This is a genomic window from Azomonas agilis (genome assembly GCF_007830255.1).
In the GTDB taxonomy this organism is placed as follows: Bacteria; Pseudomonadota; Gammaproteobacteria; order Pseudomonadales; family Pseudomonadaceae; genus Azomonas; species Azomonas agilis.
Map to the genome: position 1 here is coordinate 176,231 of NZ_VLKG01000006.1, position 26,772 is coordinate 203,002.

The 26,772-nt window shown below is 51.3% G+C and carries 23 protein-coding genes, 2 tRNA genes and 1 pseudogene; 16 read left to right on the forward strand and 10 right to left on the reverse strand.

Annotated features, from left to right (window positions below; translation table 11 throughout):
• Window positions 1–3: 3 nt before the first annotated feature.
• Window positions 4–858 carry a DUF4892 domain-containing protein gene (locus LX59_RS09765; protein ID WP_144571672.1) on the reverse strand — a complete coding sequence of 285 codons (855 nt, stop codon included), beginning with the start codon at window positions 856–858 and terminating at the stop codon, window positions 4–6.
• Between the two features lie 263 nt (window positions 859–1,121).
• Here LX59_RS09765 and fabA point away from each other — a divergent pair, with 263 nt between their 5' ends.
• Window positions 1,122–1,637, forward strand: a complete 516-nt coding sequence (fabA, locus tag LX59_RS09770) for a 3-hydroxyacyl-[acyl-carrier-protein] dehydratase FabA (protein WP_144571673.1) — start codon at window positions 1,122–1,124, stop codon at window positions 1,635–1,637.
• An 11-nt stretch (window positions 1,638–1,648) separates the two neighbouring features.
• Window positions 1,649–2,866, forward strand: a complete 1,218-nt coding sequence (gene fabB / locus LX59_RS09775) for a beta-ketoacyl-ACP synthase I (RefSeq protein WP_144571674.1) — start codon at window positions 1,649–1,651, stop codon at window positions 2,864–2,866.
• Between the two features lie 92 nt (window positions 2,867–2,958).
• Here the strand turns inward: fabB and LX59_RS09780 are convergent, their stop codons facing one another.
• Genes LX59_RS09780 through topA form a run of 3 tightly spaced genes read right to left on the reverse strand, consistent with a single transcriptional unit; the run spans window position 2,959 to window position 6,336 of the window.
• A complete protein-coding gene (locus LX59_RS09780; RefSeq protein WP_144571675.1) occupies window positions 2,959–3,201 on the reverse strand; it encodes a hypothetical protein in 243 nt (80 codons plus the stop codon).
• Window positions 3,202–3,239: 38 nt separating this feature from the next.
• Window positions 3,240–3,704 carry a DUF6586 family protein gene (locus LX59_RS09785; RefSeq protein WP_144571676.1) on the reverse strand — a complete coding sequence of 155 codons (465 nt, stop codon included), beginning with the start codon at window positions 3,702–3,704 and terminating at the stop codon, window positions 3,240–3,242.
• Between the two features lie 22 nt (window positions 3,705–3,726).
• Entirely contained in the window at window positions 3,727–6,336 is a 2,610-nt protein-coding gene (topA, locus tag LX59_RS09790; RefSeq protein WP_144571677.1) for a type I DNA topoisomerase, read from the reverse strand.
• A gap of 478 nt (window positions 6,337–6,814) precedes the next feature.
• Here topA and LX59_RS09795 point away from each other — a divergent pair, with 478 nt between their 5' ends.
• The 3 genes from LX59_RS09795 (at window position 6,815) to LX59_RS09805 (ending at window position 11,526) form a co-directional block, all read left to right on the forward strand.
• Window positions 6,815–8,122 carry an MFS transporter gene (locus LX59_RS09795; protein WP_144571678.1) on the forward strand — a complete coding sequence of 436 codons (1,308 nt, stop codon included), beginning with the start codon at window positions 6,815–6,817 and terminating at the stop codon, window positions 8,120–8,122.
• Between the two features lie 68 nt (window positions 8,123–8,190).
• On the forward strand, window positions 8,191–10,437 hold the full coding sequence (gene ggpS / locus LX59_RS09800; RefSeq protein ID WP_144571679.1) for a glucosylglycerol-phosphate synthase: 2,247 nt from the start codon (window positions 8,191–8,193) through the stop codon (window positions 10,435–10,437).
• 141 nt (window positions 10,438–10,578) lie between these two features.
• Window positions 10,579–11,526 carry a chemotaxis protein CheV gene (locus LX59_RS09805; RefSeq protein ID WP_144571680.1) on the forward strand — a complete coding sequence of 316 codons (948 nt, stop codon included), beginning with the start codon at window positions 10,579–10,581 and terminating at the stop codon, window positions 11,524–11,526.
• 9 nt (window positions 11,527–11,535) lie between these two features.
• Here LX59_RS09805 and LX59_RS09810 read toward each other — a convergent pair whose 3' ends face one another.
• Window positions 11,536–12,516: a sensor domain-containing diguanylate cyclase gene (locus tag LX59_RS09810; RefSeq protein ID WP_144571681.1), complete on the reverse strand. Its 981-nt coding sequence runs from the start codon at window positions 12,514–12,516 to the stop codon at window positions 11,536–11,538.
• A 5-nt stretch (window positions 12,517–12,521) separates the two neighbouring features.
• A complete protein-coding gene (locus tag LX59_RS09815) occupies window positions 12,522–13,520 on the reverse strand; it encodes a response regulator (protein ID WP_144571682.1) in 999 nt (332 codons plus the stop codon).
• Window positions 13,521–13,855: 335 nt separating this feature from the next.
• Between LX59_RS09815 and LX59_RS09820 the strand changes: the two genes are divergently transcribed.
• Complete coding sequence (locus LX59_RS09820; RefSeq protein ID WP_144571683.1) at window positions 13,856–15,319, forward strand: SulP family inorganic anion transporter; 1,464 nt, start codon at window positions 13,856–13,858, stop codon at window positions 15,317–15,319.
• 19 nt (window positions 15,320–15,338) lie between these two features.
• Window positions 15,339–16,202: a universal stress protein gene (locus LX59_RS09825; RefSeq protein ID WP_144571684.1), complete on the forward strand. Its 864-nt coding sequence runs from the start codon at window positions 15,339–15,341 to the stop codon at window positions 16,200–16,202.
• A gap of 97 nt (window positions 16,203–16,299) precedes the next feature.
• On the opposite strand, the pseudogene LX59_RS15940 reads toward LX59_RS09825, so the two are convergent.
• Window positions 16,300–16,593: pseudogene (locus LX59_RS15940) on the reverse strand (IS3 family transposase); the annotation flags it as partial.
• A gap of 107 nt (window positions 16,594–16,700) precedes the next feature.
• Here LX59_RS15940 and LX59_RS09835 point away from each other — a divergent pair.
• From LX59_RS09835 to gudD, 3 genes are all read left to right on the forward strand, one after another.
• Window positions 16,701–17,141: a nuclear transport factor 2 family protein gene (locus LX59_RS09835; RefSeq protein ID WP_144571685.1), complete on the forward strand. Its 441-nt coding sequence runs from the start codon at window positions 16,701–16,703 to the stop codon at window positions 17,139–17,141.
• A gap of 171 nt (window positions 17,142–17,312) precedes the next feature.
• Window positions 17,313–18,356: a LacI family DNA-binding transcriptional regulator gene (locus tag LX59_RS09840; protein WP_144571686.1), complete on the forward strand. Its 1,044-nt coding sequence runs from the start codon at window positions 17,313–17,315 to the stop codon at window positions 18,354–18,356.
• 124 nt (window positions 18,357–18,480) lie between these two features.
• Complete coding sequence (gene gudD / locus LX59_RS09845) at window positions 18,481–19,830, forward strand: glucarate dehydratase (protein WP_144571687.1); 1,350 nt, start codon at window positions 18,481–18,483, stop codon at window positions 19,828–19,830.
• 86 nt (window positions 19,831–19,916) lie between these two features.
• On the opposite strand, the gene LX59_RS09850 is transcribed toward gudD, so the two are convergent.
• The 3 genes from LX59_RS09850 to uvrB all read right to left on the reverse strand — a co-directional run bounded on the left by LX59_RS09850 (window position 19,917) and on the right by uvrB (window position 23,676).
• Window positions 19,917–19,993, reverse strand: a tRNA-Arg gene (locus tag LX59_RS09850).
• Window positions 19,994–20,118: 125 nt separating this feature from the next.
• Window positions 20,119–21,600, reverse strand: a complete 1,482-nt coding sequence (gene gltX, locus LX59_RS09855) for a glutamate--tRNA ligase (protein ID WP_144571688.1) — start codon at window positions 21,598–21,600, stop codon at window positions 20,119–20,121.
• Between the two features lie 54 nt (window positions 21,601–21,654).
• Window positions 21,655–23,676: an excinuclease ABC subunit UvrB gene (uvrB, locus tag LX59_RS09860; RefSeq protein ID WP_144571689.1), complete on the reverse strand. Its 2,022-nt coding sequence runs from the start codon at window positions 23,674–23,676 to the stop codon at window positions 21,655–21,657.
• Window positions 23,677–23,924: 248 nt separating this feature from the next.
• Here uvrB and LX59_RS09865 point away from each other — a divergent pair, with 248 nt between their 5' ends.
• The 6 genes from LX59_RS09865 to LX59_RS15615 all read left to right on the forward strand — a co-directional run bounded on the left by LX59_RS09865 (window position 23,925) and on the right by LX59_RS15615 (window position 26,747).
• The gene (locus tag LX59_RS09865; protein WP_144571690.1) at window positions 23,925–25,121 is read left to right on the forward strand and encodes an amino acid aminotransferase; all 1,197 of its coding nucleotides are present in this window, start codon (window positions 23,925–23,927) and stop codon (window positions 25,119–25,121) included.
• A gap of 56 nt (window positions 25,122–25,177) precedes the next feature.
• A tRNA-Asn gene (locus LX59_RS09870) sits at window positions 25,178–25,253 on the forward strand.
• 91 nt (window positions 25,254–25,344) lie between these two features.
• Window positions 25,345–25,560: a ParA family protein gene (locus LX59_RS16075; RefSeq protein WP_281284841.1), complete on the forward strand. Its 216-nt coding sequence runs from the start codon at window positions 25,345–25,347 to the stop codon at window positions 25,558–25,560.
• On the forward strand, window positions 25,557–26,213 hold the full coding sequence (locus LX59_RS09875) for a ParA family protein (protein ID WP_281284842.1): 657 nt from the start codon (window positions 25,557–25,559) through the stop codon (window positions 26,211–26,213). The genes LX59_RS16075 and LX59_RS09875 overlap by 4 nt, the downstream gene beginning before the upstream one ends.
• The gene (locus LX59_RS09880) at window positions 26,200–26,598 is read left to right on the forward strand and encodes a DnaB-like helicase N-terminal domain-containing protein (RefSeq protein WP_144571691.1); all 399 of its coding nucleotides are present in this window, start codon (window positions 26,200–26,202) and stop codon (window positions 26,596–26,598) included. The genes LX59_RS09875 and LX59_RS09880 overlap by 14 nt, the downstream gene beginning before the upstream one ends.
• Window positions 26,599–26,603: 5 nt before the next feature.
• Window positions 26,604–26,747 (forward strand): hypothetical protein, encoded by a 144-nt coding sequence (locus tag LX59_RS15615; RefSeq protein ID WP_170234362.1) that lies wholly within the window; start codon window positions 26,604–26,606, stop codon window positions 26,745–26,747.
• The last annotated feature ends 25 nt before the right edge of the window (window positions 26,748–26,772 follow it).

The following is a 26,772-nucleotide window of genomic DNA, read 5'->3' on the forward strand; positions in this document are numbered from 1 at the left end:
GCATCATTCACGAAATCGCAAGTATAAGCCTTGATCTGCGGTATTCTGCCACTCTAAACGCCTAGCAATACCGCCTATAGGCTCTAAAGCTTTATACCAAGACTCAGCGGCCTGCCCTTCTATCTTAAGGTATAGGCGGCTGTCTAATCGCACTAAGCGGGCCAGTCTTTGAACCCAAGCGGGATCGGGGATTTCGGGCAGACTGGGCAGGCTCAAAAATCCCTGTTGGCGCAACTGACGCAGTAAGGTATCAGCGGTAGGTAACAAATATTCTATTGAATCTGCGGCCTCTAACTGCTCGATATACAGCAAGGCCTGCCCGGTACCACGAGTAGCAGCATACACGGCAACCAAAGTTGAACTTTGAGGCAGTCGAGCCAACAAATAGGCTTGCTGCCGCTCCAAACCATATAGAGAGGAGCGTTTAAAGATCAGATTGGCCCACAGATCACTGGCTCCACAATCAGATCCTTGGCACCAAAACAGCAATACTGCCCCCTGATCCAGTAAATTCTGACGCGCTAGCTCAAAAGCCTCTAATTCCGTATGCCATGCAGGCAATTGATACAAAGCAATGCTTTGCTCCCCCGAAATACTGGCTTGCTCCTCCAGACGCAAACGCCCGCTAATGCGCCGCAGTAATCCCATGGGATACACCCGATGAGTCACGCTGGCCTGCTCTTGCTCCACAAGCTGCGCGTCCGCATAACGCTGCCAAGTTAAGACGGATGCGGCAGGCATAGCGACTGGTTCTGCCTGCACACAGGAAACGCCCGATAAAAAAACTAATAAAATCATAGGACTCAGCAAAGGCTGGGCGTTGAGGTACGAGGTAATATGAGCTAACGTCCTGAACATAAAGAAATTCCACAACCAGATAATCACTCAAAGGCTCGTCAGTCCCCTTGAACAAGTCAAGCAGCGCCCTGTTGCAGTCTGTGTGCCTATGCCTAACCACAACAACATCAAGCGCTAAATGATAAGATGTTCCGTTCAGCCCACCACAAGACTAAATACTGACATTCGATCTCTGTTGTGACTTCAAACTGGATTCATCCGTCTACTCAAAGACGGAAAATCTGGCTTAGACCAGCACCGTCAGGGATCATTGAGGAACTCGCATGAGCAAGAAAAACGCCTTTACCCGGGAAGAATTGTTGAGCTGCAGCCGTGGCGAACTCTTTGGCCCCGGCAACGCCCAACTGCCTGCCCCTAATATGCTGATGATGGATCGAATCATCCATATCAGCGAGGTAGGTGGGAAATTCGGCAAAGGCGAAATTGTGGCCGAGCTGGATATTAGTCCTGATCTTTGGTTCTTTGCTTGCCACTTTGAGGGCGATCCCGTTATGCCGGGTTGCCTTGGCCTAGATGCCATGTGGCAACTGGTTGGTTTTTACCTCGGCTGGCAGGGAAACCCCGGTCGAGGCCGAGCCTTAGGCTCAGGGGAGGTTAAGTTTTTTGGCCAAGTACTCCCAACCGCCAAAAAACTGACGTACAACATTCACATCAAACGCACCATCAACCGTTCGCTGATCCTTGGCATCGCCGATGGCACGGTCAGTGTTGACGGTCGAGAAATTTACAGCGCCGAAAGCTTACGCGTCGGCCTGTTTACTTCTACTGACAGCTTCTGAAGGACATCCGCATGCGTCGCGTCGTGATCACCGGCCTTGGCATCGTATCTTGCCTAGGCAATGACAAAGACACCGTCTCTGCCAACCTACGGGCTAGCCGCCCCGGTATCCGCTTCAATCAAGCTTATGCGGATATGGGACTGCGCAGCCAAGTCTCTGGCTCCATTAACTTAAACCTAGAAGAGTTGATTGACCGTAAGCTGATTCGCTTTATGGGAGATGCGGCGGCCTACGCCTACCTCTCCATGGAGCAAGCGATTAAAGACTCTGGTCTGACACCCGAACAGGTCTCTAACCCGCGCACGGGCTTAATCGCAGGTTCCGGCGGGGCATCCACCTTTAACCAGATGGAAGCCATCGACATCCTGCGCGAAAAAGGGGTCAAGCGCGTAGGCCCATACCGTGTTACCCGTACTATGGGTAGTACCGTATCGGCTTGTCTGGCTACCCCCTTCAAAATCAAAGGCGTTAACTACTCCATCTCCTCAGCCTGTGCGACCAGTGCTCACTGTATCGGTCAAGCCGTTGAGCAAATCCAGATGGGGAAACAAGACGTAGTATTCGCCGGCGGTGGTGAAGAAGAGCATTGGAGCCAAAGCTGCCTGTTTGATGCAATGGGCGCTTTGTCTACCCAATACAACGAAACCCCCGAAAAAGCCTCCCGTGCTTACGATGCCAAACGTGACGGCTTCGTGATTGCAGGTGGCGGCGGTATGATCGTCGTTGAAGAGTTAGAACACGCCCTTAAGCGTGGTGCTAAAATCTATGCCGAGATTATCGGCTACGGTGCTACCTCCGATGGCTACGACATGGTTGCTCCCAGCGGTGAAGGTGCTATTCGCTGCATGCAACTAGCCCTATCTACCGTAGAGGGTACTGTTGACTATCTGAACACCCACGGTACCTCTACTCCCGTCGGGGATGTTGCCGAAGCTAAGGCCATACGCACCCTGTTTGGAGATAAAGTACCGCCCATTAGCTCAACCAAGAGCCTATCTGGGCACTCCTTAGGAGCTGCGGGTGTACATGAAGCTATCTACTCGCTGTTAATGCTGGAAGGTAACTTCATCGCTGGCTCAGCTAACATTGAGGAGATTGACCCCGAAGTGGCTGATCTGCCGATCCTCACCCAAACTCGTGAAGATACCCAATTGGATATTGTCATGAGTAACAGTTTTGGCTTCGGTGGTACCAACGCCACGCTGGTATTTAAGCGCTGGCAAGCTTAAGCCGTATCCTTTGAGAGCACAGGGTGGACACACCACCCTGATGCTCCATTTTCCGCTATACCCAGTGTCTCACCCAGCACGGCTACGGCTGCTTAGTGCAACATTCTTGATACTGTATCGCTTCCGTAAGTATCGTAGTCATCCTCTACTACTTTCCCAGCCATTTGCATTCCTGCACTGAACATAGCTTTTGCAATTTCAATATGCTGCCCTTGCAGAAACTCTTTAGCCTGATCTGAAAAGTCCAAGGTTACCAATACGGTTTCATCCTCAGCTCGGCGCAACACCAAACGGCCATCAGAAAGCTCAATGATTTCTAAAAATGAGGTAGACATACTGGAGTATCCTCGTTTGAAGGTGATTAGGTAATGCCCTACCATTCCGTCATTGCTTCACGAAAACGCAGGATTAATGCTTTCAACTGCTGCCGCCAGTATTCTACTTCTGATGCCGTAGGTAACACTCTATGTTCTACTCCTCCTAACGGACGGTATAAAGCAGCATATTGCTCCAATAGCAAGCTCAGCCAACTATCAGAAACGGCGGTTAACTCCAGTAATTCAGCCAACTCAGGAGCCACCAAAGAGGCCTGCCGAGTGGCATCAAATATTTGAATCAAAGTCCAAGTATCGGCTTGCTGAAAACGGTAATACCCCAGAACCTCTTGGCACAACCCCAATACAGCACCGTACAGATGAAAAATGCAAGCCTCGCGCTCAGCCTGCACTAATCCTGCGGCATTCAAACTGCTGTTCAGCTCTGCCTGCCGCCATTGTTCCAGAGCGAGTCCCGCAAAATAAATTTTTTGATTGGTACGAGTATAACGCTCTTGGGCCATAAAGACTCCGAACACCTCTAACTTACTTAGTTTTATCAGTCACCTGCCAGCGTCCTTGCTCATACACAGCACGCCATCCCGTGGGCTTACCCTCTTGCTCTGACTGAACATAATGCTCCTTAGTTTTACGGCTGAAGCGAACAATAGCCGCTCGCCCCTGAGGATCTTGCGCGGGTGCATCCAATAAATACTGGTATTTTGGATCTAACTCTCGCGCATGGGGCAATAATTCTTTTACTAAAGGCGCACGGGTTTCCCGGTTTTTTGGAAACTGACTAGCAGCCAAGAATAAACCCGCCGCTCCATCGCGCAATACATAGGTGTCATCTACCTTCTCGCAACGCAACTCCGGCATAGGAATGACATCCATTTTGGGTGGTGCTGGCTCCCCGTTTTTTAGCAATTTACGGGTATTTTTACACTCTGGATTGGTACAACCAAAAAACTTACCAAAGCGCCCCGTTTTAAGCTGCATTTCACTACCGCATTTATCGCACTCTAGGGATGGGCCTTCATAGCCTTTAATGCGGTATTGCCCCTCTTCCAGCTCATAACCCGGACAATCGGGGTTGTTACCACAGATATGCAGCTTATGGTGCTCATCCAGCAAATAGGGTTCCATAGCGTCACTACAAATAGGACAGCGCCGTTTCTCACGCAGTAAGCGAGATTCGGACTCCCCCTCATCATCCTCGGCAATCTCACCACCGGGCACAAGGTTAATAGTGCCTTTGCAGCGCTCTTTCGGAGGAAGGCTATAGCCGGAGCAGCCTAAAAACACCCCGGTTGAAGCGGTACGAATCATCATCGGCCGCCCGCACAATTTACAGGGAATATTGGTAGGCGTTGGTTGATTGGCCCGCATTCCCCCTTCAGCGGTTTCTGCTTGCTCCAGCTTATGGCGAAAATCTTGGTAGAACACATTCAACAATTGCTTCCAGTCCTTCTGACCTTGAGCAATTGCATCCAGATTTTCCTCCATGCCTGCCGTAAAGCCGTAATCCATCAGATTGGTAAAGCTCTCTGAAAGACGCTCTGTAACGATTTCTCCCATTTTTTCGGCATAAAAGCGCCGATTGTGCAAGGAAACATAGCCTCGATCCTGAATGGTAGAAATGATGCTGGCATAGGTAGAAGGCCGTCCAATGCCCCGCTTTTCCATCTCTTTAACTAGGCTGGCTTCAGAGTAACGCGCAGGAGGTTTAGTGAAGTGCTGGCTGGGATCAAGCTTTAACAGCTTTAGATCATCACCTTGCTGCATATCAGGCAGCACATCGTCTTCCCCAGTTTTACTCAACGCGGGCAAGACACGGGTATAGCCATCAAACTTGAGAATACGACCACGGGCCCGCAACTCAAAGTCAGCGGCATTCACCAGTACTTGGGTGGATAAATATTCAGCGGCGGTCATTTGGCAGGCTACAAATTGCCGCCAAATCAGTTCATACAGACGCTCTGCATCACGCTCCAAACTAGACAATTGGCCCGGCTGCACACGTACATCGGAAGGCCGAATGGCTTCATGGGCCTCCTGTGCGCCCTCTTTGCTGCTGTACAGGTTGGACTGCTTGGGCAAATAACGCTCGCCAAACTCGCCCTCAATAAAATCACGTACCATCACCAAAGCATCTTCGGATAAATTGGTGGAATCGGTTCGCATATAAGTGATGTAACCCGCCTCATACAAGCGCTGAGCCATCATCATGGTCTTCTTCACTCCAAAGCCTAGGCGAGTGCTGGCCGCCTGTTGCAAGGTGGAGGTAATAAAGGGCGCAGAAGGCTTACTGGAAGTGGGTTTATCTTCGCGTTTGGCCACCTGATACTGAGCGGTTTCGAGCAACCCGAGCGCCCGCTGTATTTCAGCCTCTGTTTTGGGCTCAAAGGCTTTGCCCTGCTCCCGAACTACCGCAAAACGCACCTTGGCCAAATCACCGGGTGTGGCTAAATCTGCATGTAGCTCCCAGTATTCTTCAGGGATAAAGGCCCGAATTTCACGCTCGCGATCCACCACTAAGCGCACTGCTACGGACTGCACCCGACCGGCGGATAATCCTCGTGCGATTTTCTGCCACAGTAAGGGCGAAACCATGTAGCCCACAACCCGATCTAAAAACCGACGCGCTTGCTGAGCATTCACTCGGTTAAGGTCTAGGTCCCCCGGATGGGAAAAGGCCTCTTGAATCGCTTTACGGGTAATTTCGTTAAACACCACCCGCTTATAACGCTCGTTATCGCCACCAATGGCTTCGCGTAGGTGCCAAGCAATGGCCTCTCCTTCGCGATCCAAGTCAGTGGCCAGATAAATAGTGTCCGCTTCCTGAGCTAAACGGCGGAGCTCTTCAACCACTTTCTCCTTGCCCGGAAGAATTTCATATTGGGCTACCCAATCCTGTTCAGGATCAACCCCCATGCGTGCAATCAGTTGACGCTTGGACTTTTCCTTCGGCGATAACTCATCACCGGTCGCTGCCTTACGACCACGCTGGGTTGGCTCCTTGGAGGTGACTGATCCACTGGTGGGTAAGTCTCGAATATGACCGATACTTGATTTCACCACATACTGGCTGCCCAGATACTTGTTGATGGTCTTGGCCTTAGCCGGTGACTCCACAATGACCAGCGATTTACCCATGGATTGGATGATTCCTGAACCGAAATAAGAGGTATGTAGCCAAAAACTCCGCTATATATAGTGGCAATGACCTGATGGTCAAGCGTGTGAACCCTTAATACTGCGTCATAAATCCTTAATAACAATAGAGTGATTTGCCTTAGTTCCAAGACTCGGTGCTGCCTTTGCACTGATGCTGAACAAGGCAAGCATGGGTTGAAAACAATGTCTGACAAAAAACAGCTCTGTCAAGCTACTTGGGTGATTTTAGCTATCTTGATGGTGTTAGTTGTGCCTAATATCAGCGATCTGCTTCGCTAAGGCATACCTCTAACTGATTCCATTAAGGAATTAATAGATCCTATTCTAATCACTAAAATGCTCTACACAAAATTTAATACTCAATAAAGCGCTTTAAAATCAGCAAGTTATTTTTAGTATTTTTTATTTAAAGCGATCAAAGGTTGCCATTTGCGCAACAATTGGTCATGGTAAATAAATGACTACCTTACTTGCTCCTGTCAGATCACTACTGGGTGGAGTCGCTTTATTACTCCTGGGACATGGCCTGCTCAATACCCTGCTCACACTGCGCGGGGTGGCAGAAGGATACTCAGCCAGCCTCATTGGGCTGCTGATGTCTGGTTATTTTCTCGGCTACTTGCTGGGAACTTGGACTGCACCCTCATTAATCCGTCGCGTTGGGCATATCCGCGCCTTTGCTTGCTGTTCCGCCCTTGGAGCCATAACGGCACTTCTGCATGTGCTGTGGGTTAACCCCTGGCTATGGCTGATACTGCGGGTGCTCTATGGGGTCGCCTTAGTGGGCCTCTACATGGTGGTAGAAAGCTGGCTCAATGCCCAAACCAGCTCTAGCGAGCGCGGCCAAGTGTTTGCCCTGTACATGATTGTGAACTTAGGGGCTTTAGCCGTCGCTCAACAGTTACTGCACATGGCCAGCCCTGAGCAATTCACGCTTTTTGCCTTAGCCAGTATTTTAATTTGTGCAGCCTTGATGCCCATTACCCTCACCCGCCAAGCCCAACCAAGCCTACCCGATGCCCCTACTGCAGATTTACTCGCCCTAGCCCGAATTACTCCTCTGCCCCTAGCGGCGGCAGGCTTATCCGGTTTGGCTTTAGGAGGTTTTTGGGGCTTAGCTCCAGTGTATGCCACCCAAGTAGGCTTTAGTCCCAGTCAAGTGGGCTTGTTGATGAGCTTGACTATTTTAGGCGGCGCTATTCTGCAATGGCCCATTGGACGCTTTTCTGATACCCACGACCGCAGAAAGATCATCCTCTGGGTTAGCGCTACGGCAACCTTAGTAGCGCTGATTATCAGCCAGCGCAACGCCGACACCGGACAATTAGCCCTGATGTTCCTCTGGGGTGGGCTGTCTTTTTCCATTTACTCGGTCGCAGTGGCGCTGATGGCTGACCAGCTTAAGCCGGACGAGATTTTATCCGGCTCCAGCGGATTGCTCTTAGCAAACGGAATTGGCTCTGCCATGGGCCCATTACTGGCGGGCGGCTTTATGCACCTCTTAGGGCCGCAGGGATTGCCTTTATATTTTGCCCTTGCCCTTGGTTGCCTCGTGGTCTTTATCTGCTACCGCAGTCGTCGGGTGATAGATCTGTTGACCGAACCGGCGGGCCAATTTACCCCAATGCTGCGCACCAGCCACACCGTTTTAGAGCTGATGCCGGATAACCCCGTAGAAGACGAATCTTCCGAGGTTAAAACACCCCATACATCGAATAAAACCAACTTAAATATTGCACCCTCTTCAATGTCCCAGCAGTCCTAAAGATTGCTGATGCTACTCGTCGGCCCAGGTCGGCGCGTCAACTGTTTAATGACACAGGGAGACAGCGCATGCTACTTGCTACCGATCTTGATGGAACCTTTCTAGGCGGCAACCCTCAAGACCGCCTCAGTCTGTACCAAACCATCACCGCCCACCCAGACATACAGCTAGCTTATGTCACAGGCCGCAGTTTAGAAGCGGTTTTACCCCTATTGGCTGACCCAACCCTGCCCCAACCGGACTACATTATTGCGGATGTGGGAGCCAGCCTGTACCACGGTAATAGCCTACAGCCTATCCAGCCCTTACAGCACGAAATCGAAGCCTTGTGGCCCGGTGAAACCCGAATCACCAAAGCCTTAGAGCACCTACCCCACTTAGAGCGGCAAAACGTCCCTCAGGCCCGCCGCTGCTCTTACTTCTGTACTCCAGAACAGGCCGCAGACCCGCAACTACGAGACATCGCCCAGTCACTCGACTGTGATCTTCTGTATTCGGCAGACCTCTACTTAGATTTCCTACCCCAAGGTGTCAACAAAGGCAGCACCCTCCTACGTTTGGTTGAATACCTGAATATCGACCCTGAACAAGTGCTGGTTGCAGGAGATACTCTGAATGATCTGAGCATGTTGAACTCAGGGCTAAAAGGAGTCTGTGTTGGCCAATCAGAAGCGGCGCTACTGGATGCTACGCGCCATAGTACCCGTGTGTTACATGCCGACAGCCCCGGCTGCGGAGGTATTATCCAAGCCTTCGCCCACTTCGGATTTTTAGGGGAGCATGGATTTGCTGCGGAAACCCGCCAAGCCTGTGAACCCGGCCACGCTGAACTGGTGATTGTCTATCACCGCTTGCCCTATGAAGAATATCGTCTGAACGGGCAGATTCAGCGCCGTCGCCCTCAATCACCCAATGGCATTATCCCAACCCTGCTGAGCTTTTTTGCCGACGGGCGCAAAGGCTCTTGGGTGGCTTGGGCACAGCATGAGCCCACGGATGGCCACTTTGAAACCCATACCACCGTGGATGCTGAAGGCTACCCGCGCTTGACCGCAGCGCGCATTCCTCTGCAAAAAGAAGAGGTGGATATTTTCTATAAGCGCTTCTCCAAAGAGGCGTTCTGGCCCACGCTACACACCTTTTGGGAGCGTGCATCCTTCCAAGAACAGGACTGGCAAGTGTTCCTTAACGTCAACCGAGCCTTTGCTGAGCGCACGGCCCAAGAAGCCGCCCACAATGCAATCGTTTGGCTACACGACTACAACTTGTGGATGGTGCCTGCGTTTTTGCGCGAATTACGTCCTGATTTACGGCTGGCATTTTTCCATCACACTTACTTCCCCTCAGCGGACGTATTTAACGTGCTCCCGTGGCGGCGGCAGATTATTGGAAGCCTCCTTCAATGCGATTACATTGGCTTTCATATCCCACGGCAGGTCGAGAATTTTGTAGATGCGGCCCGTGGAGTCTTCCCATTACAGGTGCTAGAACAACAAAACTGCGCCCCGCGCTTTATCACTTACGGTTGCGCCGTAGGCTTAGACAATATGGCCAAGGTCATTGATACCGGAATGCGCCAAGTACGTCTGGGAGCCCATCCGGTCGGACTGGATTTAGATCGCATTCGCAGCGCCTTAAACCAACCCAAGGTGCAAAAACACATCCAGCAGCTCAAGCAAGAGTTTCAGAATGTGCAACTGATCCTATCTGTAGAGCGCCTAGATTACACCAAAGGAATTTTGGAAAAGCTCAATGCCTTCGAGCAGTTACTGGCCGACTACCCTGACCTAATCGGCCAAGTCACCCTAGCCAGTATTTGTGTACCAGCAGCGCGAGAAATGACCATCTACGACAGCTTGCAAGCTCAGATTGAGCAGGCCGTAGGACGTATCAACGGACGCTTTGCCCACGTGGGCTGGACACCCGTGCAATTTTTCTTCCGCAGCTTTCCCTTTGAACAAGTAGTCGCTTGGTACACCAGTGCTGACGTGATGTGGATTACCCCCCTTCGCGATGGACTGAATTTAGTCTCCAAGGAATTTGTAGCAACCCAAGGTTTAACCAATGGCCAAGGCGTGTTGGTGCTTTCAGAGTTTGCGGGAGCCGCTGCTGAGCTCAAGGGAGCTCTATTGACCAATCCTCACGACCATGCCGACCTGAAACAGGTGTGCCATCGCGCTCTGCATATGGATGTAGAAGAAGCACAATCCCGTCTACGAGAACTGTTTGAAATCGTCCACCATAACGATATCCGACGCTGGGGCGATGAGTTTTTAGAAGCCCTTGAGCAATCCTCTACTCAACCTCAAGGCTAAAACCCTAAGACAAGGGGCGTTTAACCACGCCCATGTCTTAAAATTCTGCATCTCACACAAAAATATAAGAGTGAGTACGCAAGCAAGCTGGTAGGCTCTATAGTTGTTGCCGGAATCTAAGATCAGCTTAAAGGATTTTCCATGACCACTATTCTCGACTCGGTTGACCAGCGCACCCGTTTGGTAGGTGAAAACCGTCTGGAAATCCTGATGTTCAAGCTCAGCAAACGACAGATGTTTGCCATTAACGTATTTAAAATTCAGGAAGTGGTACGTTTACCCAAACTGACCCTCATTCCCCAACGCCACCCCCATGTGCGCGGCATCATCAATCTGAGGGGGCAAACACTTCCGGTCATCGACCTAGCTCAGGCCATCGGAATGCGCCCACTCGAAATCAACGAGCACAGCACTATCATCGTGACCGAGTACAATCGCAGTGTGCAGGCCTTTATGGTGGCTAATGTGGATCGCATCCTGAACCTCAACTGGGAATCCATCCAACCACCGCCTGCTACGGCTGGACGTAACCACTATCTGACCGCTATCACCCAAGTAAATGATCAGTTAGTGGAAATTATTGATGTCGAAAAAGTGCTGGCTGAAATCGTGCATTACGACACCAGTATTCCAGCCAATTGTTTGGAGGACAGCCTCCTTGAGCAGGCCCAAGGCTGGGAAGTGCTTTTGGTCGATGACTCCAGCGTGGCACTGACCCAACTGCGGGAAACCCTAAGCCAATTAGGGCTCAAAATACATACCGCTAGCAACGGACTACAGGGGCTCAAAAAACTTAAGGCTTGGGCTGATGAAGGAACTCCCATCACAGATCGTTTGCTGATGGTATTTACCGATGCGGAAATGCCTGAAATGGACGGTTATCGCCTCACTACAGAAATTCGACAAGATCCTCGATTACAAGGTCTTTATGTGGTTCTGCATACCTCCTTATCAGGCAGCTTCAACCTTGCTATGGTTAAAAAAGTGGGTTGCGATAACTTCTTATCTAAATTCCAACCGGAGGGCTTGGTAGGTGTGGTACGCGATCGTTTAAGCCGTGGCTTAACCGCTCGCCCCAAAGCCAAGTAATCAAATAGCCTAAGGATTGGGCGAAACCTCACTAAATAAAGTCACACGATTACGGCCCCCATTTTTGGACAGATACAGCGCCTGATCAGCGTTATGGATCAGTTGTTCGTGACTTTTTAGGGGTTGGCTTAAATCTGCAATACCAATACTGATGGTAAACCGAATATCTTTATCTTCATGGGGAACGATCAGGCTCTCAACCCGCTTACGAAAACGCTCTGCAAAGAGTCGAGCGCCCATGCAATCGGTACCCGGCATCAAGATGACAAACTCTTCACCACCATAGCGCCCTGCTATGTCCGTCACCCGAGCACTGGTTAGTATTAACCGAGCTAAAGCCTGAATCACCTTATCCCCCGCTTGATGCCCGTAGGTATCGTTAATCTTCTTAAAGTGATCAATATCGAAGATTAACAGGGCGGCCATGCTGTTATAGCGCGTATAACGGGCAAACTCTTGACGCAACAACTCTTCCCAATAGCCTCGATTATTTAGTCCAGTTAGGCGGTCTTTATGGGCCAATTGCTCCAGTTGTGTATTGAGTGACTCTAGTTGTTTCCGACTGGTAGCGGCGATGGTCACATCGTAAATAATCAAGCACACATGCTCTACTTGGCTATTAGTAGAGACTAAAGGCAGCCAGGTTGTATTTTGGTACATCAAATCATCTTGCCCAGTGATGGGCTGATAGTTACGAAAACGTACTAAGTAAGGCCGCTGCTCCCATACTGTGAACGCAGGCATTCCTAGCGTTACCACACTGTCCATTTTATGGCGAAACCAAGTTTGTGAAACCTCGGGGAATAAATCAAAAAAAGACTGCTGAGAAGCCTCCTTAACCGTTCTGCCTGAATGATTTTGCATAAAGCCATTCCAAACACAGACTCGATATTCCAAATCCAGTACAACAATTCCCACATCCATGCTCTGCACAATGGCTAACAGCCAGTGCAACTCTTTAAGATCAAATGAATCGGATAGATCGTGCATGGCTTTTAATCCAGATAGGCCAGTCTTTTTTGCAACAGGGGAATGGAATCCTCTGTAAACAACAGCAAAAGGTCGAAACGAATATGATGGCCTTCAATACCGTAGCTAATCTCTACAGCGAGCATTTTACGCCAGCGCTTTTGGTTAACATGCAGCATTTGATCAATAGGCACATGCTGCCCAAGAACTTGGGGATGCCCTTGGGAAAAGTCGATATCAAGCTGGCTGGCCAGTGAGCTCAAACAAGCCCCAATTAACAATCCTGAAAGATCCAACAGCATTTCGACCGAAGAGACTTCCTGATCCGAATGCCAACGCATCAATTTAGCAACATCAGCCACTTCAGAATCATAAAAGATCAACAGAGCCTCACCACTGATGCCGCCGCCGATATACCCCTGACAAATCGCCGTCAGATGCTGGTCATTGTGCGCATCCAACAGGGCCATTTGCAGCTCGCCCACTTCTAAAATATTGACGTTAGGCACAGGCAAACGCACAAATACGCCCAGAACCTGAGCCAATTTAGCCGCCGCCAACCCCATAGCAACGTTGACGATCTCGCTAAAGGCCTCTCGAAACGAAACCTGAAACTCAACCTCCGGTTGAGCCGCCTGCGGTGCGCAGGTGTCCACTGGATACAAACTTAAGCGTTTCAGCGTACTCAGTAAGAGTTCAGGATCGACGGGTTTTTCCAGAAACGCCAACGCCCCCAACTCCAAAACGCGCTTAACCGCCTCCTCCTGCACATCCGCTGAGATCACAATAACCTTAGTATGCAACTGCTCACGCTGGAGCGCTGCTAACACCCCATACCCATCCAACACGGGCATGGTTAAATCCAGAAAAACCACCTGTATGGATTGCTGACGGATCAAGTCTAACCCAAGCTGTCCGTTTTCTGCCTGACTCAGGGTAACGGGCCAATCGGCCGGTAAAGCCCGTACCAATTGCTTACGCGCCATATTGGAGTCGTCACAGATAAGAACGGACACATTAAGCATAATGGCAACCCCAAGCGTGATATCACTTTAATCTTATTCATTATCTTGAGCAGTGCGCTCAGTATCATAAAATGCAGCTAGAACCTACAAAAAGTGGCTAAATAGTAGCGCATATGGCACAGATTGTATTTCCATAACAGGCATTAAAGATTAATCAAAAACAGGATGCCGGAATTAGAGCACCTGCATTGTGTAGTTAAACCCCGCTCAGGCAGAATCGGGAAGCCTCTCAGAGCTCAGACAATCAAGATACGAGGGCTTCTCACTAAACCTTAGTACTAAACTCCCTTTTTCGCTCCACCTACTGCGTTGAATGGACACTACGGAATAAAAAGATGTTCAAATCCATCCGTCATGATTGGTTTTCCAATATTCGCAATGATTTACTCGCAGGCTTAGTCGTCGCTCTGGCACTGATTCCTGAGGCCATTGCATTTTCAATCATTGCAGGCGTTGATCCTAAAGTGGGTCTGTACGCCTCGTTCTGTATCGCCACTGTTATCGCCTTTGCCGGTGGACGACCCGGTATGATTTCGGCGGCCACAGGAGCTATGGCTGTGGTCATGGTGACTTTGGTTAAGGAGCATGGCCTACAGTATTTGCTGGCAGCTACCGTACTAACGGGCGTACTACAGATAGTAGCTGGCTGGCTCAATATTGCCTCTTTGATGCGCTTTGTCTCGCGGGCCGTGATTACAGGCTTCGTGAATGCCTTAGCAATCTTGATTTTTATGGCACAGCTACCTGAGTTAATCGGAGCCAGTTGGGTTGTATACCTGATGGTATTGGTGGGCTTAGTTATTATTTATCGTCTGCCAGCCTATACCAAAGCGATTCCTTCGCCTCTGGTGGCCATTTTGGTACTGACCCTGATCTCTGTTGTGTTGGGTTTAGACATACGCACTGTCGGTGATATGGGAGCATTACCGGACTCCTTGCCTGTTTTCCTGCTGCCTGACATCCCGCTGAACTTCGAAACACTGATGATCATCCTCCCTGTGTCTTTGACTTTGGCCACAGTGGGCTTATTAGAGTCTCTAATGACAGCCACCATTGTGGATGACCTCACAGACTCGCCCAGTAACAAAAAACGTGAATGCATTGGCCAAGGCATTGCCAACATCACCACCGGCTTTTTAGGCGGTATGGCCGGCTGCGCCATGATTGGACAGTCAGTCATTAACGTGAAATCCGGGGGACGTGGGCGGCTTTCAACCCTAACTGCTGGGGTTCTTTTGCTGTTAATGGTGGTTTTTTTAGGAGACTGGGTCGGTCATATTCCTATGGCGGCGTTAGTCGCAGTGATGATTATGGTATCTGTAGGCACCTTTGACTGGTCGTCTGTGCGCAAACTTCCCACTAACCCCAAAAGCTATTCCGTTGTAGTCTTCGCCACTGTGGTTGTGGTGATTATTACTCAGGATTTAGCCCAAGGCGTGTTGGTCGGCGTTTTGTTATCCAGCTTTTTCTTTGCCCACAGCATCAGCCAAATACTGCATATTCGCTCCATGTCTGAAGAAGGAGGTCGAGTTCGTACCTACCACATCACAGGTCAGGTATTCTTTGCCTCGGCAGATCGCTTCGTGCAGGCTTTTGACTTTCAAGAGGTTATTGAAAAAGTTCAAATTGATGTCAGCCAAGCACACTTCTGGGATATCACTGCCATCAGTGCCCTAGATCGTGTACTGGCTAAATTCCGCCGCGAAGCTACTGAGGTGGAAGTTATTGGATTAAATGCTGCCAGCCGTACTCTGGTGGATCGTCTTGCACTACAAGATAAGCCAGAACTCAAGGGTTGAGCGCTACAGGAGCATAGCCATGGAAAACGAAAACAAAGTGTTGGCTTGCGTGGATCAATCCCGCTTTGCTAACGCCATTACGGACTACGCCACTTGGGCTGCCCAACGCATGCAAGCTCCCTTGGAGCTATTGCACATCATTGATCGTCATCCAGAGCGCAGCACCACCAAAGATCGCAGCGGTACTATCGGCTTTAACGCCCAAGAGCGCCTGCTTAACAAACTCTGCGCCCAAGATGAACGCTACACCAAAGCCATGCGGGAACAGGGGCGACTGTTTCTCAACTGCCTGCGCGAGCGCGCCTTAGCCCGAGGTGTCACCTCAGTAGATATACGCCAACGGCACGGCGAGTTAAAAACCACCTTGGTGGAGCAAGAATCACAGGTTCGCTTGCTGGTTCTGGGGCGACGCGGTGAAACCACCGAAGCGACTCACCACCACTTGGGCCAAAATGTTGAGCGTATTGTGCGCGCGTTGCACAACCCATTGCTGAGCGTTAAAGCGGCCTTCCAGGAGCCCAAGCGAATCATGATTGCCTTTGATGGCAGTGATCTGACTCGACGAGGCATTGAACGGGTAGCCAACAGCCCTCTATTTCAAGGCTTGCCTATCCATGTACTGATGTCGGGTAAAACCCAAGCTGACGCAAAGGCCCAACTGGAATGGGCCACGCAAACACTTAGCAGCGCAGGTTTTAAAACCACTTCAGCCCTGATTCCCGGAGTAGCGGAAGAAGTCATCACCCATGAACTGCATAATCAAGCCATCGACTTGCTGGTCATGGGGGCTTATACCCACTCACCTTGGCGTAATCTATTTTTGGGCAGCAAAACTTCTGAGGTGATGCGCACGTCTAGCTTGCCCATTTTGCTCTTGCGCTAAAGCCTTAACCCAAGCTCCAAAAAGCAGAGAGCATTGACATGACATCCTCCCCGTCCTTTTGAACTGCACCTCAAAAGTTGGACAGTTTGAGTTTGCATCAAGTCATAAAGGGTATCTGAGTTCGGTATTCTACTGGACTCAGCCCCCTAACTTAAGACTGATGCGCTCGTGGTTGTAATAATGGATGTATTCATCCACCGCTTTCCTAAGCTCTGTCAGGCTTGTGAACTTTTAAAGGTAAAACATTCCGATTTTCCCACCTACTGTGAACTCCGTAACATCAGTGACCTCATTTTTCATGAGGTTTCTGCGCGTTGAAATCACGTTTAAGGAGATGGGGCGCTATTTTACCGACTTCTCCTTTCCACGAGCGATAGCTTTTCACTCGGATTTACGAACCACATTCCGTTTAAATTCAAATCAAAAGTCATACGATGTATTATCTTTATTGGGGGCCGAATCCTCCTCTTTACCTACCTCATATTTGGAATACAAATAATGATAAAAAAAACAAAGTTACTGATCTCCGCGCTCTGCTCATTTATGTTGATGAGCCAAGCGGTCATGGCTGACGATACCCTTGATGTTGAGAGTACCGCAGAGCGTTTAAGGGTTGTGATGATCGACCCCGACCAAGCCCAATTAGAAGCTTTAACCGCCTCTGATTTGAGCTACGGCCACTCCAGCGGCAAAGTGGATACTCAAGAAGTCTTTGTCGGCAACCTAATGAGCGGCGCTTCGAATTTTGTCATCCTGAATGCGTCCGAGCAGACCATTAAAGTGGTTGGAGACACGGCCATAGTGCGGCATATCCTGACCGGGGAAACCCACAGCAAGGGTAAAGAACCTGCCAGAGTGAGCTTAAAAGCCCTACAGATCTGGAAAAAACAAGGCAACGATTGGAAGCTGTTAGCACGCCAAGCGGTGACTCTGAACTGATACGTTAATCGGCTGAGTTAGCCCTGATGCCGCCAGAATTACGGATGTGGGCGGCATCAGCTGGGGTCGATGAATAGGGTTTTGGTGTTTTATGGCTGATCGGGTTGCCACGGCCCTGATATGATTTGGCCCATTCGATCTGTGATACACGCCGTATTTTCTGGAAATTCCGTGGCCAAAAAATCCAAGCGAGAGCTCGCGGCTCTTGGTTCTGCAACTCAGGATGTCTCCTTGACACTGGCTGATGTGGCCAAACGGGCTGGTGTGTCACCGATCACTGCTTCTCGGGCATTAAATCGCCCTGAATTGGTCAACGAAGCCACACGAAAAAGGGTGCTCGAAACCGTTCAAACCCTGGGTTATGTTCCCAATTTGTTGGCCGGTGGTTTAGCCTCCAGTAAAAGCCGCTTGGTGGCGATACTGTTACCGACCATCAACCACTCTCTGTTTTCCACTGCTGTACAGGCGATGATGGATCGCCTTACAGAGGCGGGCTATCAATCGTTGTTGGGCTCGACCGGATATTCCGCCAAGAAAGAAGAAATTCTGTTAGAAGCCATTTTAGGCCGTCGCCCCGATGGTGTGGTCTTGACCGGCACCTTGCATACCGAATCCAGCCGCCGCCGCTTAGCTTCAGCCGGTATTCCGGTGGTCGAGGCTTGGGACTTGGGAGACTCTGCACTCGATATGCAAATCGGTTTTTCCCATGAGCAGGTAGGACAACACATTGCCCAGCATTTTTTCGCTAAGGGGTATCGAGATTTTGCCGTCATTACCGCCGATGATCCGCGTGGATTGCGGCGTACCAACAGTTTGGTGAGTCAGCTAAAACAGCTTGGAATCACCCATACCTTGGTCGAAACCCTGCCTTTACCCGCCACTTGGCAAGTGGGGCGTGAAGGGTTACGGCGTTTGCTCAAGCGCAACTCTAGGCCGCAATTGGTGATCTGTAGTTCCGACATTCTGGCATTGGGCGTTTTGGCTGAGGCGGCCAGCATGAACCTGCACATCCCCGATGACTTAGCCGTGCTGGGGTTTGGCAATATCACAGAGTCAGAGTTTGCCTACCCCGCATTATCGACCGTCAGTGTGAATGCCCCAGAAATGGGACGGCAAATCGCTGAGGCTCTGCTCGGACGATTCGCGGATAAAACCTGCAACCTTAAGCTAAGGGTTGATACAGGATTCACTCTGTTAGAGCGATTCAGTACTTAATTCATTTCGTATCCACTTTTTTTGGTCTAAAAAAACTTTAAGGTTGAGCTTGACTGATAGCGCTATCAATATAAGATCTAACCAGTCATACGATGACGTATAATGATGTCGGAGAATAAATCTAATGAACACCCAGACTCAAAAAACCAGCGCTACCCCGATTGTCACTGAGCTACAAGTTATCCCGGTAGCCGGTCATGACTCCATGCTGCTTAACCTAAGCGGCGCTCATGGCCCCTTTTTCACCCGTAACCTGGTGATCCTAAAAGATAACTCCGGGCATATGGGGATTGGTGAGGTTCCAGGGGGTGATGGCATTCGTCAAACCTTGGAAGATGCGCGTAGTCTGATCGTCGGTCAGCCCATCAGCCAGTATCAAAAGCTCCTCAATCAAGTACGTCAAACCTTTGCCGGTCGTGATGCCGGTGGCCGTGGCCTGCAAACCTTCGATTTGCGCATCACCATCCACGCGGTGACTGCTCTGGAAGCGGCTTTGTTGGATCTGTTGGGTCAGCACCTTGAAGTACCGGTAGCTGCTTTACTCGGTGAAGGCCAACAGCGCGACGAGGTCGAGATGCTGGGTTACCTGTTCTACGTGGGTGACCGTAAGAAGACCGATTTGTCCTACCGCACTGAAGCGGATGCGGATAACGATTGGTTCCGTGTGCGCAACGAAGAAGCCCTGACCCCAGAGACGGTGGTGCGTTTGGCTGAAGCGGCGCAACAGCGTTATGGCTTCCAAGACTTCAAACTCAAGGGCGGTGTGCTGCGCGGTGAGGAGGAAATCGAGGCGGTTACTGCGTTGGCCGAGCGTTTCCCTGATGCGCGCATCACCTTAGACCCCAACGGGGGCTGGCTGCTTAAAGATGCAGTTCGTCTGTGCCGCAATATGCATAACGTCCTCGCCTATGCTGAAGATCCGTGCGGCGCGGAAGAAGGCTACTCAGGCCGCGAAGTGATGGCTGAGTTCCGCCGCTCTACGGGCTTGCCGACCGCCACCAACATGATCGCCACCGACTGGCGGCAGATGGGACACGCGATTCAACTGCAATCCGTAGATATTCCTTTGGCCGATCCGCATTTCTGGACCATGCAAGGTTCGGTTCGGGTAGCGCAAATGTGCAACGACTGGGGACTGACTTGGGGCTCCCATTCCAATAACCACTTCGACATTTCCTTAGCCATGTTCACCCATGTGGCGGCTGCGGCTCCGGGCAAGATCACGGCTATTGATACCCACTGGATTTGGCAAGACGGTCAACGTCTGACCAAAGAACCGCCAAAAATCGTTGGTGGTAAAGTCAAGGTATCGCAAAAACCCGGCCTCGGTTTAGAGATCGACTTCGATCAACTGAACAGAGCCCATGAGCTGTATAAATCTATGGGGTTAGGGGCGCGCAACGATGCGGTGGCCATGCAGTATTTGATCAGCAATTGGAAGTTTGATCCCAAGCGTCCTTGCTTCGTACGTTAAGGATCAATACAGCCAAGATTGCATGGAATAGTGTATAAGGCTTCCTATCCATCTGAAGAGCGCAATGGATACAAGAACAATAACACTGGTGTCCCAGAGTGGGCTTGAACCACCAACCTTCCCCTTAGGAGGGGGATGCTCTATCCAATTGAGCTACTGGGACTTATAGAAGAGGGGCGCTATATTAGCGATCCTAAGAAAGCTTGTCATGCTTCAGCGCTTTATCTGCATCTCTTACAGATAAGAGCCATCCTAAGATGGCTCTGCCCTACACCACTGGCTTAAAGACTATTTCAGCTCTGCCAGCAGTTTTTCCCAGTCTTTAGCCTCTTTTTTGGAAGCGCCACCCAGCAGCTCCAGTGCTTGACGCAGACGGAAGCGGGTCAAATCTGGGCCGAGGATTTCCATAGCATCCAACACCGATACCGAGCTAGCCTGCCCGGTAATGGCGACAAACATCAGCGGCATAGCATCGCGCAGCTTCAAACCCAAATGCTCGGCCACGTTTTGAATGCACAGGGTGATGTTGTCTTTATTCCACTGGCGCAGGGCCTCCAACTTCCACAGGATCAACTGCATCAGCTGACGGACTTGAGCTTCATCCAACTTCTTGTGGGCAAACAGCGCCGGATCAAGGGCCAATCCACCTGAGAAGAAGAAACCCGCCAAGGGTGCGATTTGGCTAAAGGTTTCCACTCGCCCCTGCACCAGCGGCGCAATCTGCATCAGGTACTGAGGATTAAAAGCCCACTCGCGTGCTTTAGCGGCAAAGTCCTCGACAGTCAGCTCACGCATCCATTGGCCGTTCAGCCACGAGAGTTTTTCGATGTCGAAAATCGGGCCACCCAAGGAGATACGATTGATGTCGAAGTGCTCGACCATTTCCGCCAAGCTGAATTTCTCACGCTCGTCCGGCATCGACCAGCCCATGCGGCCCAAATAGTTGAGCATGGCTTCGGGCAAAAAGCCCATGCGCTGGTAGAAGGTGACCGAAGTTGGGTTTTTGCGCTTGGACAGCTTGCTCTTGTCCGGGTTACGCAGCAGCGGCATGTAGCAGAGTACGGGCTGTTCCCAGCCAAAATACTCGTACAGCTTGATCAGCTTAGGTGCGGAAGGCAGCCATTCCTCACCGCGCAACACGTGGGTAATCCCCATCAGGTGGTCGTCCACCACGTTGGCAAGGAAGTAGGTGGGCAGGCCGTCGGCTTTCATCAGCACCTGCATGTCCATGCGATCCCACGGGATTTCTACATCGCCGCGCAGCATGTCCGGCACAGTACAGATGCCTTCGGTGGGCACTTTCATGCGAATGACATGAGACTCACCGGCTGCAATGCGTTTTTGCGCCTCTTCAGGGGCAATGTGCATGCAATGGCCGTCGTAGCGCGGGGTTTCCTTGTTGGCTTGTTGTGCCGCCCGCACCTGATCCAGGCGCTCGGCAGAACAAAAACAGGGGAAAGCGTGGCCCTTACTTACTAATTCATCGGAGTATTTTTTGTAGATGGCACTGCGCTCGCTCTGACGGTAGGGGCCGTGGGGGCCGCCGACATCCGGGCCTTCGTCCCACTCAATACCTAACCAGCGCAGGGCATCGAAAATCTGCTGCTCCGATTCACGGGTAGAGCGCACTTGGTCGGTGTCTTCAATGCGCAGGACAAACTGGCCACCGTGCTGACGGGCAAAGCACAGGTTAAACAGCGCGATATAGGCGGTGCCAACGTGGGGATCGCCAGTAGGAGATGGCGCGATGCGGGTACGAACGGTGGTCATTTTGACTCTCAAGGCTAACGGATCAATAAACGGGGCATGTTACCGGCAGCGCGATCACAGCTCCAGCAAACGGGCGCGTAAGGCTTGAATTTCATCCCGCACTTGGGCGGCGGCCTCAAACTCCAGATTGCGCGCCAGATCCAACATTTTGCTTTCCAACTGGCGAATGCGGCGTTCAATCTCGGCCGGTGACTGAAGCGCCACGGCATAGCTACCCGCCTCCTCCACTACTTTCAGCGCGGCTTTGCGTTTGCTGCTGCGCCCGCCCGGAGCTACGGCCCCCTCCATGATGTCGCGGATGTCCTTTTGCACCCCGCGCGGCACAATGCCGTGGACTTCATTAAAGGCGAGCTGCTTGTTGCGACGGCGCTCGGTTTCATCCATCGCCCGCTGCATGGAGCCGGTGACTTTGTCTGCATACAGGATGGCATGGCCATTGAGGTTACGCGCCGCGCGGCCTACGGTTTGAATCAGGGAGCGCTCCGAACGCAAGAAGCCTTCTTTATCCGCGTCCAACACCGCGACCAAGGATACTTCGGGCATGTCCAAACCCTCGCGCAGCAGGTTAATGCCCACCAAGACATCAAAAGTGCCCAGTCGCAGGTCACGGATGATTTCCACCCGCTCCACGGTATCAATATCCGAATGCAGATAGCGCACGCGAATGCCTTGCTCGTGCAGGTATTCGGTTAGGTCTTCGGCCATACGCTTGGTTAGGGTGGTGACCAGCACACGCTCTTTCAGGGCCACCCGCTTATGAATCTCCGACAGCAGATCATCCACCTGTGTGGTCGCAGGACGTACCTCAATCATCGGATCGACCAAGCCGGTAGGTCGCACCACTTGCTCCACTACTCGACCGGCATGCTCTGCCTCATAAGGGCCGGGGGTAGCGGAAACAAAAATAGTCTGCGGACTGGCCGCTTCCCACTCTTCAAACCGCATGGGGCGGTTGTCCAAAGCGGACGGTAGACGGAAGCCGTAATTGACTAGGGTTTCCTTACGCGAACGGTCGCCCTTATACATGGCTCCAATTTGCGGTACGGAAACGTGGGATTCGTCGATCACCAATAGGGCATTGTCTGGCAGATAGTCGTACAGCGTCGGTGGTGGTTCACCGGGCGCACGACCAGACAGATAGCGCGAGTAGTTTTCGATGCCGTTGCAGTAGCCCAGCTCCACCAGCATTTCTAAGTCAAAACGGGTGCGTTGCTCCAAGCGCTGTGCTTCTACCAATTTATCGTCGGCGCGCAGCGCTTCCAGTCGCCCCCTCAACTCCAGCTTGATTCGCTCCACCGCTTCCAAAATCGTTTCACGCGGGGTGACGTAGTGGCTTTTCGGGTAGAAGGTAAAGCGCGGCAGCTTACGCAGTACAGCTCCAGTCAAAGGGTCAAAAGCGGTAATGCTCTCCACCTCATCGTCGAACAGCTCCACCCGAATCGCTTCCAGCTCGGATTCGGCAGGGAAAATATCCACCACATCGCCACGCACTCGGAAGGTCGCCCGTGAAAAATCGGCATCGTTGCGGCTGTACTGTAACTCGGCCAAACGCTGCAATAAGGCGCGCTGATCCATACGGTCGCCACGATCCAAATGCAGCACCATTTTCAGATAGCTTTCGGGATCACCCAAACCGTAAATGCAGGAAACCGTGGCTACAATGATCGCGTCCGAACGCTCCATCAGGGCTTTGGTGGCAGACAAACGCATCTGTTCGATGTGGTCATTAATAGAGGCGTCCTTCTCAATATAGGTATCCGAAGAAGGCACATAGGCTTCCGGCTGGTAGTAGTCGTAATAGGAGACGAAATACTCCACCGAGTTGTGGGGAAAGAAGCTTTTAAACTCGCCGTACAACTGAGCGGCCAAGGTTTTATTCGGTGCTAACACCAAGGTCGGGCGTTTTACCTGCGCAATCACGTTGGCAATGCTGAAGGTCTTACCCGAGCCGGTTACCCCCAACAGGGTTTGATGGGTCAAACCAGCCTCTAAACCTTCAACCAACTGGCGGATAGCCTCGGGTTGATCACCCGCCGGTTGATAGGTGGTAACGAGCTGAAACTCAGACGACGACATACTGACCTCTCAGAACAAAGACCATCACTCATCGATACCTAATTGAGGCTATCTGCGCTGATTATGGGCTTATACCTAGCATAAAGTTCATCTAATACTAGAAAAATTCAGAATAACAAGGCTCAAGTGGTATCGCAGCTTGGGGTTTAAGGCCGTATAATGCCTACCCGTTTGCGCAAGCCTTTTACAAGCCAAGGCTATGCGGTCTTTGCTGCTCCCTTCTTCACTTACCTATCCGAGCTCTGACCATGAGTTTGTTTTCTGCTGTCGAAATGGCGCCCCGCGACCCCATTCTGGGTCTTACTGAAACCTTTAATGCCGACACTCGGCAATACAAGGTGAACCTTGGCGTTGGCGTATATTACAACGAAGAAGGCAAGATTCCGCTGCTGCGCGCCGTAGCCGAAGCGGAAAAAGCCCGCCTAGAAACCCAAGGCCCACGCGGTTATCTGCCCATTGAAGGGGTACTGACCTATGACTTGGCCGTGCAGAAGATGCTGTTCGGACAAGACTCCCCTCTGCTGGACGACGGACGAGTGGTCACGACCCAATCCTTGGGTGGTACGGGTGCTCTGAAAGTGGGTGCTGACTTTTTAAAACGCTTGCTACCCAACTCCGTAGTAGCCATTAGCGACCCAAGCTGGGAAAACCATCGGGCCTTGTTTGAGTCCGCAGGCTTTCCGGTCAAAACCTACCGCTATTACAACCCGCAAACCTATGATGTAGATCGTGCTGGCTTGTTGGAAGACTTACAACAGTTGCCTCCACGCTCCATTATTGTGCTGCATGCCTGCTGCCACAACCCAACCGGCTTGGATCTGAACGCTGAAGACTGGCACCAGATCATTGAAGTCATCAAAACCTGCGGCCATGTTCCCTTTGTGGATATTGCCTATCAAGGCTTTGGCGAAGGTATTGAAGAAGATGCTCTGGCGGTGCGTCTGTTTGCCCAATCGGGATTGAGCTTTCTGGTTTCCAGCTCCTTCTCCAAGTCATTCTCCCTGTACGGCGAGCGTGTGGGTGCGCTTACACTGGTCACTCAAAATGCAGATGAGGCTCAGCGGGTACGCTCACAGATTAAGCGCGTAATTCGTACCAACTACTCCAACCCTCCGACTCATGGGGCCACCGTAGTAGCCAATATTTTGAAAAGTCCGGAGCTACGCGTTCTGTGGGAAGAAGAACTCACCAGCATGCGCTCCCGTATCCAAAGCATGCGTTTAGCTTTAGTGCAAGCTTTAGCCAGCCGAGGCGCTAAGCAGGACTTTAGCTTTATTGCGCGCCAACGGGGCATGTTCTCCTATTCAGGCTTAACCGCCCAGCAAGTGGAGCGCTTACGGGTGGAATTTGGAGTCTACGCCATCAGCACAGGCCGTATTTGTGCGGCTGCTCTGAATCATAAGAACTTGGATTACGTGGCCGACTCCATAGTAAAAGTGCTCTAAACCTTGGTTTAGGGGGCTTGACTTATTGTTGAAAAACAGTAGGATGCGCTCACTTTTCCGCGATAGCTCAGTCGGTAGAGCAAATGACTGTTAATCATTGGGTCCCTGGTTCGAGTCCAGGTCGCGGAGCCAAGTTCAGTTTGTAAGGCTTTTGGCAGGTTACAGGATTCGTCCTATTGGATGCGCTGTACGGTTTTCCTTCCCCTAACCGGAGGAATCCGTAATGTTCGCAGTAACCGTCATATCCACCAAAGGTGGCGTAGGTAAATCAACTACTTGCGCTCACCTCGGTGCGCTACTCGCCGACTCTGGCCTGCGCGTTCTGATGCTGGATCTCGAATTCAGCCCACGCTTTCTAGTTATTATCAGCTCACCCACGAAGCACCCGGTGGGGTTTATGAGCTCATCGCGCTTAACCAAACACATTCTGACCAAGTGATTTCTCAGACGGTCATCGACCGTTTGCACGTCATTGTATCTAATGACTTTAAGGCCCAGCTCCCCCAACTACTCTTGGCCTCACCCGATGGGCGCTTTCGCTTGTCACATCTCGTGCAGCAGTTTGGCCAAGACTACGATGTCCTTCTCATGGACACCCAAGGAGCACGCGGTATTATCCTTGAAGCGGCCCTCCTCGCTTGCGATCACGCCCTATCCCTCATCACCCCTGAGTTACTCTCAGCCCGTGAGTTCGTCCGGGGTACTTTAGGGATGCTGGATGAGCTACGCACCCTCGCCCAGTACACCCATTTGAGGGTGCCCCCTGTCTCCTTGTTAATCAACCGCCTCGACGAAACCCGCGATGCACGCAACATCACCCAAGCCCTGCGTGAAATGTTTCCAGAGACGGCTAACGCTCACGTATCGGTCATGTCTTCCCATCTACGCCATCTGACGGCCTTCCGTCAGGCAGCCGCACTTGGCCAACCCATCCATCGATTCGAACCCGTCAAACCCGCTGGACGAAAAAGTCCTGCGGGAGCCGATCAGATTCGGGCCGTCGCTGCAGAGCTTAATCCTGATTGGATTCCGTTCCTGCAAGCAATGACCCCGACTGGCTCGGACAAGGGGGCGGATCATGTCGATCACTAACACTGCCTCAGCCCCTAAATCAAACTTAGCAACACCGGTTCAGAACATGGGCCGTTTGCCACCCCATTCGATTGAGGCCGAGCAATCGGTCTTGGGCGGTTTGTTGTTGGATAACCAGTGCTGGGATGAGGTATGTGAACTTATCACCGGCTCTGAGGCCTTCTATCTTTCAGAACATCGGATTTTGTTCAAAGCCATTCAAGCATTGAGCCTCAAATCTCTGCCCTTTGATGTGATTACGATTGCAGAGCAGTTGACTGAAACCGAGCGTCAATTTCTGGATTTGGCTTATTTGGCGAGTCTGGCGCGCAATACGCCTTCGGTAGCTGTACCCTTTAAAGCTCCTGTAGTGGCTAGGCTAATGACCGTACTTCTGGCAAGGTAAATCCTATGCCCGCACAAACCCAATCACCCAGCCAAGAGAGTTACCTTGAGAAAATGTCGAAAATCTCAGGGGATTTGCAGCTTGGGTTGATTAACCAAGAAGAAGCTCAACAGCGTATGGCGGCTCTTCACGGGGGAGCAGCTCTATGAAAATGCGCTCCCAGCAAATACACCG